Origin of the sequence: Streptomyces sp. NPDC056222 (genome assembly GCF_042264065.1) — a bacterium.
Classification (GTDB): domain Bacteria; phylum Actinomycetota; class Actinomycetes; order Streptomycetales; family Streptomycetaceae; genus Streptomyces.
The window spans coordinates 112,158-126,382 of record NZ_JBHJTL010000006.1 but is presented as its reverse complement, the minus strand read 5'-3'; the positions used below and the strand labels follow the sequence as shown (position 1 = coordinate 126,382).

At 72.8% G+C, this 14,225-nt stretch carries 9 protein-coding genes and 1 tRNA gene; all 10 read left to right on the top strand.

Annotated elements, in window-relative coordinates:
- The first annotated feature begins 56 nt into the window (after positions 1–56).
- A complete protein-coding gene (locus ACFC0D_RS05315) occupies positions 57–1,100 on the top strand; it encodes an ATP-binding cassette domain-containing protein (RefSeq protein ID WP_376431222.1) in 1,044 nt (347 codons plus the stop codon).
- Entirely contained in the window at positions 1,097–1,870 is a 774-nt protein-coding gene (locus tag ACFC0D_RS05310) for an ABC transporter permease (RefSeq protein WP_376431219.1), read from the top strand. The genes ACFC0D_RS05315 and ACFC0D_RS05310 overlap by 4 nt, the downstream gene beginning before the upstream one ends.
- 14 nt (positions 1,871–1,884) lie before the next feature.
- On the top strand, positions 1,885–2,703 hold the full coding sequence (locus ACFC0D_RS05305; RefSeq protein WP_376431217.1) for an ABC transporter permease: 819 nt from the start codon (positions 1,885–1,887) through the stop codon (positions 2,701–2,703).
- 161 nt (positions 2,704–2,864) lie between these two features.
- Positions 2,865–3,062 (top strand): hypothetical protein, encoded by a 198-nt coding sequence (locus tag ACFC0D_RS05300; protein ID WP_376431215.1) that lies wholly within the window; start codon positions 2,865–2,867, stop codon positions 3,060–3,062.
- 238 nt (positions 3,063–3,300) lie between these two features.
- Entirely contained in the window at positions 3,301–6,123 is a 2,823-nt protein-coding gene (topA, locus tag ACFC0D_RS05295; protein ID WP_376431213.1) for a type I DNA topoisomerase, read from the top strand.
- A 109-nt stretch (positions 6,124–6,232) separates the two neighbouring features.
- On the top strand, positions 6,233–9,523 hold the full coding sequence (gene tmk, locus ACFC0D_RS05290) for a dTMP kinase (protein WP_376431211.1): 3,291 nt from the start codon (positions 6,233–6,235) through the stop codon (positions 9,521–9,523).
- A 150-nt stretch (positions 9,524–9,673) separates the two neighbouring features.
- Positions 9,674–10,876, top strand: a complete 1,203-nt coding sequence (locus ACFC0D_RS05285) for a DNA polymerase III subunit delta' (protein WP_376431209.1) — start codon at positions 9,674–9,676, stop codon at positions 10,874–10,876.
- 49 nt (positions 10,877–10,925) lie between these two features.
- Positions 10,926–12,473, top strand: coding sequence for an alpha/beta hydrolase (locus ACFC0D_RS05280; protein ID WP_376431207.1), 1,548 nt, complete (start codon positions 10,926–10,928; stop codon positions 12,471–12,473).
- Between the two features lie 97 nt (positions 12,474–12,570).
- Positions 12,571–12,644: transfer RNA gene (locus ACFC0D_RS05275), tRNA-Thr, on the top strand.
- A gap of 263 nt (positions 12,645–12,907) precedes the next feature.
- On the top strand, positions 12,908–14,110 hold the full coding sequence (locus ACFC0D_RS05270; RefSeq protein ID WP_376431205.1) for a S8 family peptidase: 1,203 nt from the start codon (positions 12,908–12,910) through the stop codon (positions 14,108–14,110).
- Positions 14,111–14,225 lie beyond the last annotated feature (115 nt).

The window sequence follows — 14,225 nt, the reverse complement described above, 5'->3', positions numbered from 1 at the left end:
TCGGGGGCTCCCGAATCGATGGCCCGGGGCGGTACGGCGCTCCTAACGTCCCGCGCATGCTCGCAATCGAGGCGGACGCGCTGCGCCGCACCTACACCAGCAGGACCGGGTGGCTGCGGCCCCGCCGGACCGAGACCGAGGCCGTGCGCGGGGTCACCTTCGAGGTGGCGCCGGGCGAACTGTTCGGGCTCCTCGGCCCCAACGGCGCCGGGAAGACCACGACCATCAAGATGCTCAACACCCTGCTCCTGCCGACGTCCGGCACGGCCCGGGTGTTCGGCCACGACGTGGCCCGCGACCCCGTCGCCGTACGCCGCCGCATCGGCTACGTCTTCGGCGGCGACCGCGGCCTCTACGACCGGCTGTCCGCCCTCGACAACCTCCGGTACTTCGCCGAGCTGTACGGAGTCCCGGCCCGCGCCCAGAAGCGGCGGATCGCCGAACTCCTCGACCTGGTGGGCCTCACGGGCCGCGAGAAGGAGCGGGTCGAGGGGTACTCGCGCGGGATGCGGCAACGCCTCCACATCGCCCGAGGCCTCCTCCACCACCCCGACGTCCTCTTCCTCGACGAGCCGTCCATCGGCGTCGACCCGGTCGCCGCCCGCGATCTGCGCCGCACCGTCGCCGATCTCACCGCCGCCGGTACGACCGTGCTGCTCACCACCCACTACATGGCCGAGGCGGACGAGCTCTGCGACCGTGTCGCCGTCATCGCCGGCGGCCGGATCAAGGCGCTCGGGACGCCCGAGAGCCTCAAGTCCCGCGTCCAGGAACGGGACGTGCTGGAGATCGAGGCGTACGGCGTCGGCGAGGAGCACCTGGCGCGGATCCGTGAACTGCCGGGTGTGCGGGGAGCGTCGGCGGAGGACCGGGGGGCCGCGCAGACCGTGACCGTGCAGACCGACCGCGGAGCCGTACCGCACGCCCGGATCCTGGCGGCCGTCGAAGGCATACGCATCGGGCGGGTCGCCAGCCGTGAACCCTCCCTGGAGGACGCCTACATCGCGATCGTCGCCGAGGACGACCGGCAGGGGTCCGACGGGTCCGATGCGCCGGAGCATGACCGGGCGTCCCGGCGTTCTCGGGGGGTGTCGGCGTGACGCGCGTCCTGCGGCTGATCGGCGTCGGCGTGCGCACCCATGTCTCGTACATGTCCCGCTCGCCGATCGAGATCACCTTCGCCGTCCTCGTGCCGCTCGTGTACGCGACCCTCGCCGTCTATCTGTTCCGTGCGGCCGGCGACCCGGAGCGGCTGCTCACCGCCTCCGTCGGCGCCGGTCTCATGGGCATCTGGGGCTCGGTGCTGTTCGGTTCGGGCGGAGCCGTGCAGAACCAGCGCTGGCTGGGGACGCTGGAGACGCTCGTCGTGGCGCCCGCCCCGCTCGCCCTCGTCCTGCTGCCGATCACCCTCGCGACCGCCGTCATCGGTACGTACGCGATGGGCGCGACCGTCCTGTGGGGCGTGCTGCTCTTCGGCGTGCCCCTGGACTTCGCGCACCCGCTCCTCTTCCTCCTCGCCGTCCCCGTGTGCGTGCTCGCGCTCGGCATGATGGGGCTGCTGCTCGCCGCCACCTTCGTGCTGCTGCGCAACGCCAACGCGCTGGCCAACCCGCTCGACACGCCTGTCTGGCTGCTGTCCGGGCTGCTCGTGCCGATCGGTGTGCTGCCCGCCTGGACCCACCCGATCTCCTGGGCGCTGCCGACGACCTGGGGCGCGCGTGCCGTGCATGCCGCGACCTCCGGCGGGGACCTCCTCACCCCGCTGCTCGGAGCCGTCGCCCTCGGCGCCGGATACGCGCTGGCCGCCGTCCTCGTCCTCGGTCGGGTGGAGCGCCGGGCGCGCGCCGCGGCCACGCTCGCCCTCGCCTGAAAGGACCCTGCCGGATGTTCTGCTTCCGCCTCCGCCTCATCGGCTTCCGCTTCCGTACCTCCGCCCGGCTCGTCGTGGTCGGCGGATCGCTCTCCTACCGCGCCCTGTTCAACTGGACGACCCCACCCATGTTCATCGGAACGCTGCTGGTCGGGCCGCTGCTCCAGGTGTTCTTCTTCGTCTTCCTTGGCAGAGAACTCGGTGTCGCCGACGACCGCTTCCATCTGGTCGGCAACGCCGTCCTCGCGGCTTCCGCCTCCTGCGTGTACGGCGGCACGATGGCGATCGCGAACGAGCGCCGGTTCGGCACCCTCGGGGCCGTCCTGCTCTCGCCGCGCCATCGCGTCCCCCTGTGGGCCGGACGTGCCCTCCCGTACGTCCTGAACGGGCTGCTCGTCAGCGCCTTCGTCCTCACCGTCGCCGCGTTCGTGCTCGGACTGCCGGTGCCCGTCGCCGCGCTGCCCGGTCTCGCCCTGGTGCTGCTCGTCGCGGCCGCTGCCTGCTCGGCGTTCGGGCTCGCGCTGGGCGCGCTCGGGCTGCGCTTCCGGGACGTTTTTCTCGTGTCGAACGTGGCCAGTTCGGTACTGCTCCTGCTGACGGGCGCAGCCGTCCCCCGCCCCACGCTGCCGGAGTGGATGCGGACGGCAGGCGACCTGCTGCCGCTGACCCACGCGGCGGACGCGGCGCGCCGGCTCACCGCCGGTGACGGCCTCGACGGCGCGCTGCTCGGCGCCGAGCTCGCGGTCGGCGCCGGATACGCGCTCCTGGCCGTGGCACTCCTCGCCGTCTTCGAGCGGGGCAGCAGGCGACGGGCCACGCTCGATGTGATGTGACGAACCAGAAGGAAGGAGGGAGGGGCGCACTACCGGCCATATTCGTGAACCCGTACGGGAGCGTCCGCGTCGTTCACCCGGAATTCGCGCCGACGACGCCGGGAGGTGCCAGCCTCGGCCTCCGGGGCCACGGGGGCCCGCGAAGGGAACGGGGTACGGGCATGGAGAGCGGGCCGGCGATCTTCGCGGGAATGGCGTTCGCGCTGTTCGGAGCCGCGCTGCTGCTGTGGACGGGGGTGCGCGTGGCGCACGGCCGACAGGTCGCGCAGGGGGTCGCCACGCCGATGGCCGCCACGCTGACGACGATCTTCGGAATCGTCTTCCTTCTCCTCGGGGTGTGGTGCTTCGGGCGGCTGTGACGAGGTCGCCCCGAGCGGGCCCGCCCCACCGGACCGGGAGTCCGGGCGGCAGGAATGCCAGGACTCGGGTTACCGTTCGAGTGGCCGTTGCGGGCTTTCGCCGTTTGACACGGGGGCGGGTTGTACCGTCACACTCCGCAGCGATGGCAGCGTCACCCAGCGTGTCGCCGCCGTGCGTGCCATGCGGAGTACCAGCGCCGTACGTGCCACCGAGCGTCGACCGGAGAGAAGAGCGAAGTTGTCCCCGACCAGCGAGACCGCACAGGGCGGCCGCCGACTCGTCATCGTCGAGTCGCCTGCCAAGGCGAAGACGATCAAGGGCTACCTCGGCCCGGGTTACGTCGTCGAGGCGAGCGTCGGGCACATCCGCGACCTCCCCAGCGGCGCCGCCGAGGTGCCCGAGAAGTACACCGGCGAGGTGCGCCGCCTCGGTGTCGACGTCGAGCACGACTTCCAGCCGATCTACGTCGTCAACGCGGACAAGAAGGCCCAGGTCAGGAAGCTCAAGGAGCAGCTGGCCGGGGTCGACGAACTCTTCCTCGCCACCGATGAGGACCGCGAGGGCGAAGCCATCGCGTGGCACCTCCTCGAGGTCCTGAAGCCCAAGGTCCCGGTCCACCGGATGGTCTTCCACGAGATCACCAAGGACGCGATCCAGGAGGCCGTCCGCAACCCGCGCGAGCTGAACAAGCGCATGGTGGACGCCCAGGAGACCCGCCGCATCCTCGACCGGCTGTACGGCTACGAGGTCTCGCCGGTCCTGTGGAAGAAGGTCATGCGCGGCCTCTCCGCGGGCCGAGTCCAGTCCGTGGCCACCCGACTCGTCGTCGAGCGTGAGCGCGAGCGCATCGCCTTCCGCTCCGCCGAGTACTGGGACCTCACCGGCACCTTCGCGACCGGCCGCGCCGGCGACCCGTCGGACCCGTCGTCGCTGGTCGCGCGCCTGAACACGGTCGACGGCAAGCGCGTCGCCCAGGGCCGCGACTTCGGCTCCGACGGGCAGCTGAAGACCGCGAACATCCTCCACCTCAACGAGGAGAAGGCGCGGGCGCTGGCCGCCTCGCTCGCCGACACCTCGTTCAGCGTCCGGTCGGTCGAGTCGAAGCCGTACCGCCGCTCCCCGTACGCCCCGTTCCGTACGACCACCCTCCAGCAGGAGGCGAGCCGGAAGCTGGGCTTCGGCGCGAAGGCGACCATGCAGGTCGCCCAGAAGCTGTACGAGAACGGCTTCATCACCTACATGCGTACGGACTCCACGACCCTGTCCGACACCGCCATCGCGGCGGCAAGGGCCCAGGTCACGCAGTTGTACGGCGCCGACTACCTGCCGGAGAAGCCCCGCGTCTACGCGGGCAAGGTCAAGAACGCGCAGGAGGCGCACGAGGCGATTCGCCCTTCGGGTGATCGTTTCCGCACCCCGGCGGAGACCGGTCTGACCGGCGACCAGTTCCGCCTCTACGAACTGATCTGGAAGCGGACCGTCGCCTCCCAGATGAAGGACGCGACCGGAAACTCGGTCACCGTGAAGATCGGCGGCCGCTCCGCGGACGGCCGGGACGCCGAGTTCAGCGCCTCCGGCAAGACGATCACCTTCCACGGCTTCATGAAGGCGTACGTGGAAGGGGCCGACGACCCCAACGCCGAGCTGGACGACCGTGAGCGCCGGCTGCCGCAGGTCGCCGAGGGCGACGCGCTGTCCGCCGAGGAGATCACCGCCGACGGCCACGCGACCAAGCCGCCGGCCCGCTACACCGAGGCCTCGCTGGTCAAGGAGCTGGAAGAGCGGGAGATCGGCCGCCCGTCGACGTACGCGTCGATCATCGGCACGATCCTGGACCGCGGCTACGTCTTCAAGAAGGGGACGGCGCTCGTGCCGTCCTTCCTGAGCTTCGCCGTGGTCAACCTGCTCGAGAAGCACTTCGGCCGGCTCGTCGACTACTCCTTCACCGCCAAGATGGAGGACGACCTCGACCGCATCGCGCGGGGCGAGGCCCAGGCAGTGCCGTGGCTGAAGCGTTTCTACTTCGGCGAGGGCGAGGGCTCCGGAGCGTCCGCCGCGGCGGACGCCGGGAACGGTGACGGCGACCACCTCGGCGGTCTCAAGGAGCTGGTGACCGACCTCGGCGCGATCGACGCCCGGGAGATCTCCTCCTTCCCGGTCGGCGACGGCATCATGCTGCGCGTCGGGCGGTACGGCCCGTACGTCGAGCGCGGCGAGAAGGACACCGAGGGCCACCAGCGCGCGGACGTCCCCGAGGAACTCGCGCCCGACGAGCTGACGGTCGCCTACGCCGAGGAGCTGCTGGCCAAGCCGAGCGGTGACTTCGAGCTGGGCGTCGACCCGGTCAGCGGCAACCAGATCGTCGCCAAGGCCGGCCGGTACGGCCCGTACGTCACCGAGATCCTGCCCGAGGACACCCCGAAGACCGGCAAGAACGCGGTGAAGCCGCGGACTGCCTCGCTCTTCAAGTCCATGGCGCTGGACACGGTCACGCTGGAGGACGCGCTCAAGCTGATGTCCCTGCCGCGTGTGGTGGGCGCCGACGCGGAGGGCGTCGAGATCACGGCGCAGAACGGCCGCTACGGCCCGTACCTGAAGAAGGGCACGGACTCGCGGTCGCTGACGGAGGAGGAGCAGCTCTTCACGATCACGCTGGAGGAGGCGCTCGCGATCTACGCGCAGCCCAAGCAGCGTGGCCGGGCGGCCGCCAAGCCGCCGCTGAAGGAGCTGGGTGTCGACCCGGTCAGCGAGAAGCCCGTGGTCGTCAAGGACGGTCGCTTCGGCCCGTACGTGACCGACGGCGAGACCAACGCGACCCTGCGGACGGGCGACAGCGTCGAGGACATCACGCCGGAGCGCGGCTTCGAGCTGCTCGCCGAGAAGCGTGCCAAGGGTCCGGCGAAGAAGACGGCCAAGAAGGCGCCCGCGAAGAAGACGGCCGCCAAGAAGGCCGCGCCGGCGAAGAAGACGGCGGCCAAGAAGACCGCCGCGAAGAAGACGACGACGGCCAAGACCGCGGCGGCGAAGAAGACCGCCGCCGCGAAGAAGACGGCCGAATAGCCGCGATCGGCACACCTTGTAAGGGGCGGGGGCCCGTTGCCCCCGCCCCTTACGTCGTTTGTTCGGGCGCGGGCCACGGGGAGTAAAGGGGTCCGGATAGGGTGGACGGATGACGCGAGCAGAGCAGCCAGACTCCGACGTCGCGCTTGTCGCAGACTCCCGGGAGCGTGCCGTACGGGCGCTTTTGCGCCATCAACCGTTGCGACGGCTCTGGAGCGCCCAGTTCGTCGGCGGGACCGGGGACGCCCTCGCCCTGCTGGTCCTGGTGCTCCTCGGGCTCCAGGCCGCCGTCTTCGAGGGAGCCCTCGGCGGCGGATACCGTGGGGCCGCGTTCGCCGTCGCCGCCGTGGTCGGCGCCCGACTGCTGGCGTCGGTGCTGTTCGGCGCCGTCCTCCTCGGCCCCCTCACCGCGCTGACCTCGCCCGGCGGCGCGCTCGACCGGCGCTGGACCATGATGGGAGCCGACGGTCTGCGGATCGCGCTGCTCGTGGTCGCGCCCCTGTGGATCGACTGGACCCCGGACAAGGCGCTCGGGTTCCTGCTCGGCACCGTCTTCGTCGTCGGCGCCGCCGAGCGGCTGTGGACCGTGGCCAAGGAGGGCGCGGCTCCCGCGCTGCTGCCCGCGCCGCCGCTGGAGGGCGCCGCCGTGCGGCCCCTGCCGGACCACCTGGACGCACTGCGCCGACTGTCGCTGCGTACCGGATTCCTCGCCGTACCGGCCGCGGCCGCCGTGCTCCTCGTCGCCACCCTCGTCGGCAACCTGCTCGGCACGGGCATCGAGTGGTTCTCGCTGCACCAGGCCGCCCTCGGCGCGTACGTCGCCGCCGGACTGTTCGCCGCCTCGCTCTCCGTGCTGTACGCCGTCGAGCTGCCCGGCGGGCAGACGCCGCGCCCCCGCTCGCCCCTGGAGGGCCTGCGCAGGCCCTCCGCGGAGAAGGGCCGCACGGGAGCCGTCCGGCTGCTCGTCCTCGCCTGCGCCACCGTCGCCGCAGCCATCACCGCCGCGGCGGCGGTCTCCGTCCTGCACGCGTACGACCTCGGAGGCGGCCCCGTCACCTTCGCGCTGCTGATCCTCGCGCTGAGCGGGGCCACCGGCGTCGGCATCAGGACGGCCGGATCCGTCCTGCCCGTCCTCTCCCGCCGCCGGCTGCTCGCCCTCGCGATCAGCCTCACCGGCATCGCGCTGCTCGCGATGGGCCTCGTCCCGGACACGGCCACGGTCCTGCTCCTCGCCGTGCTCGCCGGGTACGCGGCCGGTGTCGCCGCCAACACCGGCCACACCCTCATCGACCAGGAGACCGAGGAGGCCCGGCGCCCCCGGGTCACCGAACACCTCCAGGCCGTCGCCCGGGTCGCCATGGCCGTCGGCGCGCTCGGCGCTCCGCTGCTCGCCGCCGCCATCGGGGAGCACCGCCTCGCCTCCGGAAGCTTCGTCTTCGCGCACGGCGGTGCCGCGTTCACGCTGATGCTGGTCGGTGCGCTGCTGCTGCCCGTCGCCGCGCTCGTCCTCGCCAAGACCGACGACCGGGCCGGCGTACCGCTGCGCCGCGATCTGCGCGACGCGCTGCGCGGCGCCGACCCCGTCCAGGCGCCCGCCCCGACCGGCTTCTTCATCGCCCTGGAGGGCGGCGACGGCGCCGGCAAGTCCACCCAGGCCGAGGCGCTCGCCGAGTGGATCCGCGCCAAGGGCCACGAGGTCGTCGTCACCCGCGAGCCGGGCGCGACGCCGATCGGCAAGCGGCTGCGCTCGATCCTTCTCGACGTGTCCAGCGCCGGGCTCTCGAACCGCGCCGAGGCGCTGCTGTACGCCGCCGACCGCGCCGAGCACGTCGACTCGCTGGTCAAGCCCGCCCTCGAGCGCGGCGCGGTGGTGATCTCCGACCGGTACATCGACTCGTCCGTCGCCTATCAGGGCGCCGGGCGGGATCTGTCGCCGACCGAGATCGCCCGCATCAACCGCTGGGCGACCGGCGGTCTCGTTCCGCACCTGACCGTGCTGCTCGACGTCTCCCCGGAGACCGCGCGGGAACGGTTCACCGAGGCACCCGACCGGCTGGAGTCCGAGCCGCCGGAGTTCCACGCGCGCGTGCGGGCCGGTTTCCTGGCGCTGGCCGCCGGTGACCCCGGCCGCTACCTCGTCGTCGACGCCGGCCAGGAGCCGGAGGCCGTCACCACCGTCGTACGCCACCGGCTCGACCGGATGCTGCCGCTGTCCGAGGCCGAGGTGAAGGCCCAGGAGGAGGCGCGGCGGAAGGCCGAGGAGGACGCCAGGCGCCGGGCCGAGGAGGAGGCCGCCCGCAAGGCGGAGGAGGAGCGGCTGGAGCGCGAGCGCCAGGAGCAGCTCGCCAAGCTCCGCGCCGAGGAGGAGGAGCGCAAGCGCCAGGAGGAGGAAGAGGCCCGGCGCCGCGAGGCAGAACGGCAGGCGGAGGAGGCCCGTCAACGGGCCGAGGAGGCCCGGCTGGCCGCCGAGGAGGAGCGCAAGCGGCGCGAGGCCGAGGAGAAGGCCCGCCGCGAGGAGGAGGAACGCCGCCGCAAGCAGGCCGAGGAAGAGGCCCGGTTGCGCGCGGAGGCGGAGGAACGCCGCCGCGAGAAGCAGCGCAAGGCCGAGGAGGCCCTGCTGCGGGCGGAAGAGGCGCGACGCCTGGCCGAGGCCGCGGCGGCGAAGTCCGCCGAGGAGACCGCTCGGAAGGCGGCTGCCGAGGCCGCGGAGAAGGCCGCCGCCGAGGCCGCCCGTGCGGAAGAGGCGAGGAAGGCCGCCGAGGTCGTCCGCGCCGAGGAGGCGAGGAAGGCCGCCGAGGCACAGCGGGCCGCGGAGGCGCAGCGGGCCGTCGAGGCCGCCGAGGCTCGCAAGGCGGCCGAGGCCGCTGCCGCCAAGGCCGCGCAGGCCGCCCGCGCGGCGGAGGCGTCGGCCAACGAGGTGACCGTGGAGACCCCCGTCGTGCAGCCCGACGAGGTGACCGTGGAAACGCCCGTCGTGAGGCCCGACGAGGTGACGCAGACGGTGCCCCAGGTCTCGCCGAACGAGATCACCGTCCCGACGCCGGTCGTCGACCCGAACGCCGTACGGCCCGAGGCGGAGACCTCGGTCCTGCCGCAGGTGCCGGCCGCGGACGAGACGGCGGTGCTGCCGCCGGTGCGGGCCGCCGACGAGACGGCCGTGCTGCCTCCCGTACGGGGGACGGACCCGGTCGATCGGGTGCCGTCGGGCATCTTCCGCGACGAGCAGCCCGGAGGATCCAACGAGCAGACGCGCGAGCTGCCGCAGCTCGACGACCAGGGCCGCCCGCGCCGCCGCTCCGACTGGGCGGAGGAGACCCCGCTCGACGACCTCCCGACCCTGGCGGACGAGCTGCTCGGCCCCCACGACGACGAGGACGACGGCCGCCGCCGGCGTCGCTGACGCGAGGCGGTACGGACGGGGGCGCGGCAGGCCGCGCCCCCGTCCGGCGTATCCGGGACGACCCAGGGGCGTTCCGGGCGTCGTCCCGGGCCGTCCGGAGGTGTCAGAGGGGTGCCCCACAATGGAGTGCGTACCTGAGGAGGGGCAGACATGGCCGTATGGGACGACCTCGTCGGACAGGCGCGTGTCGAGGAGCAGCTCGCCGCCGCGGCGCGGGACGCCGACGCGCTCGTGACCGCCCATGCCGCCGGCGGGCCGGACCCCGAGGCGTCCAAGATGACCCACGCCTGGCTCTTCACCGGCCCCCCGGGCTCCGGCCGGGCGACCGCGGCGCGCGCCTTCGCGGCCGCGCTGCAGTGCGTGAGCCCGGACCGGGCGCTGGGCGGGGCACCGGGATGCGGTTTCTGCGACGGCTGCCACACGGCGCTCGTCGGGACGCACGCCGATGTGGAGGTCGTGCGCACGGACCTGCTCTCCATCGGTGTGAAGGAGACCCGCGACCTCGTCCGGCGCGCCCAGCTCTCGCCCGCCGGCGGTCGCTGGCAGGTGATCGTCCTGGAGGACGCCGACCGGCTCACCGAGGGCGCGGGCAATGTGCTCCTGAAGGCCGTCGAGGAGCCCGCGCCGCGCACGGTGTGGCTGCTCTGCGCGCCGTCCCTGGAGGACGTGCTCCCCACCATCCGCTCCCGCTGCCGCCACCTGACCCTGCGCACACCCCCGGTGGACGCGGTCGCCGACGTGCTCGTACGCCGGGACGGCATCGAGCCCCAGGTCGCCGCCGCTGCCGCCCGGGCCACCCAGGGCCACATCGACCGGGCCCGCAGGCTGGCCACCGACGAGCGGGCCCGGGCCCGCCGCGCCGTCGTCCTGAAGCTCCCGATGCGCGTCGACGACATCGGCGGCTGCCTCAAGGCGGCCCAGGAGCTGGTCGACGCGGCCGGCGAGGACGCCAAGCAGGTCGCCGAGGAGATCGACGTCAAGGAGACCGAGGAGCTCAAGGCCGCGCTCGGCGGGGGCCAGGGCGGGCGGATGCCGCGCGGCACCGCCGGGGCGATGAAGGAGCTGGAGGAGCGGCAGAAGCGGCGGAAGACCCGGACGCAGCGCGACAGCCTCGACCTCGCGCTCACCGACCTCACCGGCTTCTACCGCGATGTCCTCACCCTGCAGCTCCGGGCGCGGACGCCGCTCGCCAACGAGGACGTGCGGGACGCCGTGGAGCGGATCGCCCGTGACACCGCGCCGGAGCGGACGCTGCGCCGGATCGAGGCGGTGCTCGCCTGCCGGGAGGCGCTGGACCGCAATGTCGCCCCGCTGCTCGCGGTGGAGGCGATGACGATGGCGCTGCGCGACTGAGCACGGGCGATTGGACACGGTCCGTACTCGTACGGATACGCTCCGGTCCATGGACTCCAGGCGTTTGCTCCGTACGTCCGCCACGGCCCTCGCGGCCGCCGGGCTGATCCTCTCCGGCTGCACGGGCGGCAGCGACGCCGCCGCGCCCGCGACTCCGTCGTCGGCGGGGGCGCCCGCCCCGACGTCCGACGCGGCCCTGCGGAGCTACTACGCGCAGAAGCTCACCTGGCGCGACTGTGGAGTGCCGAGCTTCCAGTGCGCCTCGCTGCGCGTGCCGCTCGACTACGCGAAGCCGGCGGCCGGGGACATCGAGCTGGCCGTCTCCCGGGTCGCGGCCACCGGCCCCGGCAAGCGCATCGGCTCGCTCCTGGTCAACCCCGGCGGCCCGGGAGGCTCCGCCGTCGGCTACCTCCAGGCGTACGCGGGCATCGGCTACCCGGTCCCCGTCCGCGCCCGCTACGACATGGTCGCCGTCGACCCGCGCGGGGTGGCGCGCAGCGCTCCCGTCGAGTGTCTGACGGGCCCGCAGATGGACGACTACACGCAGGTCGACCAGACCCCCGACGACCTCGCCGAGACCGATGCGCTCGCCGCCTCCTTCAAGGGCTTCGCGGCGGGCTGCGTGAAGCGCTCGGGGAAGGTCCTGCCGCGCGTCTCCACGGTGGAGACCGCCCGGGACATGGACATCCTTCGGGAGGTGCTCGGTGACAAGAAGCTGAACTACGTCGGGGCCTCGTACGGCACGTTCCTCGGCGCCACCTACGCCGAACTGTTCCCCTCCCGCGCCGGACGGCTGGTCCTCGACGGGGCGATGGACCCGTCGCTGCCCGCGATCGACCTCAACCGCGACCAGACCGCCGGATTCGAGACCGCCTTCCGGGCGTTCGCGGCCGACTGCGTCGAGCAGACGGACTGCCCGCTCGGCACCGAGTCCGTCGCCTCGGCCGGCAACAGGCTGAAGGCCTTCTTCCGCGACGTCGACGCCCGGCCCGTACCGACCGGCGAGAGCCGCCGGCTGGGGGAGTCCCTGGCGACGACCGGGGTGATCGCCGCGATGTACGACGAGGCGGCCTGGCCGCAGTTGCGCGACGCGCTGACCCAGGCGATCGGCGGTGAGGGCGCGGGGCTGCTGGCACTGGCCGACGCCTACTACGAGCGCGAGGCGGACGGCTCGTACGCGAACCTGATGTCCGCCAACGCGGCCGTGAACTGCCTCGACCTCCCGGCGTCCTTCCGTGGGCCGGCCGACGCCGAGAAGGCGGTGCCGTCGTTCGAGAAGGCGTCCCCCGTCTTTGGCAAGAGCCTCGCCTGGGCGGCGCTGAACTGCACCTACTGGCCGACCCCGGCGACCGGCCGCCCCCACCGCATCACCGCCGAGGGCGCGCCCCCGATCGTGGTCGTCGGCACCACCCGTGACCCGGCGACCCCCTACAAGTGGGCCGAGTCCCTGGCGTCCCAGCTCGCCTCCGGAAACCTGCTGACGTACGAGGGCGACGGCCACACGGCGTACGGCCGGGGCAGCGACTGCATCGACACCGCGATCAACGCCTACCTCCTGGAGGGCACGGTCCCGAAGGACGGCAAGCGCTGCACGTGAGGGGTGGCGTGGGCCACGTGGAGGGTGGTCAGGAGCACCCCTCGAAACTGTGTAGACTTGGCGAGGCCGCTGCACCCACCATGGGAACGCACGGCATGCCGCCTTAGCTCAGTTGGCCAGAGCAACGCACTCGTAATGCGTAGGTCTCGGGTTCGAATCCCGAAGGCGGCTCGGATCAGCCCCAGGACTCACTCGCCGTGACCTGGGGCTTTTTCATGCCCTGTTGGGTCGGGATGGGGAGCGCGACGGTTCTGTCGCCCTCGTGCGTGCCCATTGCGTGCCCATGGATGCGCGGCCGCTCCCCATCGGGCCGGTCGGCGGCCGCTCGGGGGTTACTGCGTTCAGCGGGCGTGTTTCACACTTCGCTGCGGTAAGTGATCGACTGTTACGCAAAGTGATTGACCTTGATCGTTTCTGCTGGTCATCTCAGGGCCATGCGTACACGAATCAGGTTCGCCCTCGCGGTGGCGCTCTCCGCCGCCGTGGCGATCGCCGGGCCCCTCTCGGCCTCGGCCCACTCCGTGCCCTCCCCCTCGGGCGGCCCCTCGCTCGCCCCGCTGACCACCTCGACCTCTCCCAAGGCCATTCCGGGGCAGTACATCGTCACCCTGAAGGCGGGGCAGTCGGCCGGCACCGCGCAACAGGTGCCGGGTGTGAAGCCGCTCTTCACCTACAACCGTGTCTTCTCCGGCTACGCGGCCAAGCTGACGGCCGCTCAGCTGGACTCCGTCCGCAAGCTGCCGGGCGTCGCCACCGTCGAGCAGGACGCCACGGTCACCGTGGCGCCCGAGCAGGCGCGGACGACCCTGCGGGACGTCGCGTACAGCTGGGGTCAGGACCGGATCGACCAGCCCTATCTGCCGCTCAACGGCCAGTTCAACGTCGGCACCGGCGGCACGGGCGCCACCGCCTACATCCTCGACACCGGTCTGGAGTTCGGGCACGCCGAGTTCGACGGCCGGGCGCGGCCCGGCTTCGACGCGATCGGCGACGGCAGGAGCGGCGCCGACTGCAACGGCCACGGCACCCATGTCGGCGGCACCGTCGCCGGCAAGCGGTACGGCGTGGCGCGCGAGGCCGCCCTGGTCAGCGTCCGTGTCCTGAACTGCCAGGGCTCGGGCTCCTGGTCGGGCATCATCGCCGGCCTGGACTGGGTGGCGCAGAACGCCGTCCAGCCGGCCGTCCTCAACGGCTCGCTCGGCGGCCCCCGCAACACCGCCGTCAACAACGCCGCCACCGCCCTGGCCGCCCGGGGCGTCCTGCCCGTGTTCGCCGCGGGCAACGACTCCATCAACGCCTGCAACGTCTCGCCCGCCAGCGCCGCCGACGTGCTGACGGTCGGCGCCACGAACCATCTGGACGAGGAGACGGACTTCTCGAACTTCGGAGCGTGCCTCGACCTCTACGCTCCCGGCGCGGCCATCATCTCCGCCAGACTCGGCGGCGACAGCATCGCCCTGAACGGCACGTCCATGGCCGCCCCGCACGTGGCCGGTGTCGCCGCCCTCGCCAGGGCCCAGAGCCCGTCGACCGGCCCGGCGGCCATCGCGACCTGGATCACCGATCACACCGTCAAGGACGAACTGACCGTCTCGGGGGGCTCCCCGAACCGGCTGCTCCAGACCGGCGGGCTGTAGCACCGTCAGTAGCCAGCGTCGGGCCCGGCCGGTGAAACCGGGGGGGCCGCGGGGGGGTGGGGGGGGGGGGGTGATAACAAAAACCGATCCCACGAAACCCCGCGGTGTGTCGGAT

Excerpts from the sequence above, each read along its gene's own strand:
- ACFC0D_RS05315 (WP_376431222.1), top strand. The coding sequence starts at position 57 with ATGCTCGCAATCGAGGCGGACGCGCTGCGCCGCACCTACACCAGCAGG.
- ACFC0D_RS05305 (WP_376431217.1), top strand. The coding sequence starts at position 1,885 with ATGTTCTGCTTCCGCCTCCGCCTCATCGGCTTCCGCTTCCGTACCTCC.
- ACFC0D_RS05300 (WP_376431215.1), top strand. The coding sequence starts at position 2,865 with ATGGAGAGCGGGCCGGCGATCTTCGCGGGAATGGCGTTCGCGCTGTTC.
- tmk (WP_376431211.1), top strand. The coding sequence starts at position 6,233 with ATGACGCGAGCAGAGCAGCCAGACTCCGACGTCGCGCTTGTCGCAGAC.
- ACFC0D_RS05285 (WP_376431209.1), top strand. The coding sequence starts at position 9,674 with ATGGCCGTATGGGACGACCTCGTCGGACAGGCGCGTGTCGAGGAGCAG.
- ACFC0D_RS05280 (WP_376431207.1), top strand. The coding sequence starts at position 10,926 with ATGGACTCCAGGCGTTTGCTCCGTACGTCCGCCACGGCCCTCGCGGCC.
- ACFC0D_RS05270 (WP_376431205.1), top strand. The coding sequence starts at position 12,908 with ATGCGTACACGAATCAGGTTCGCCCTCGCGGTGGCGCTCTCCGCCGCC.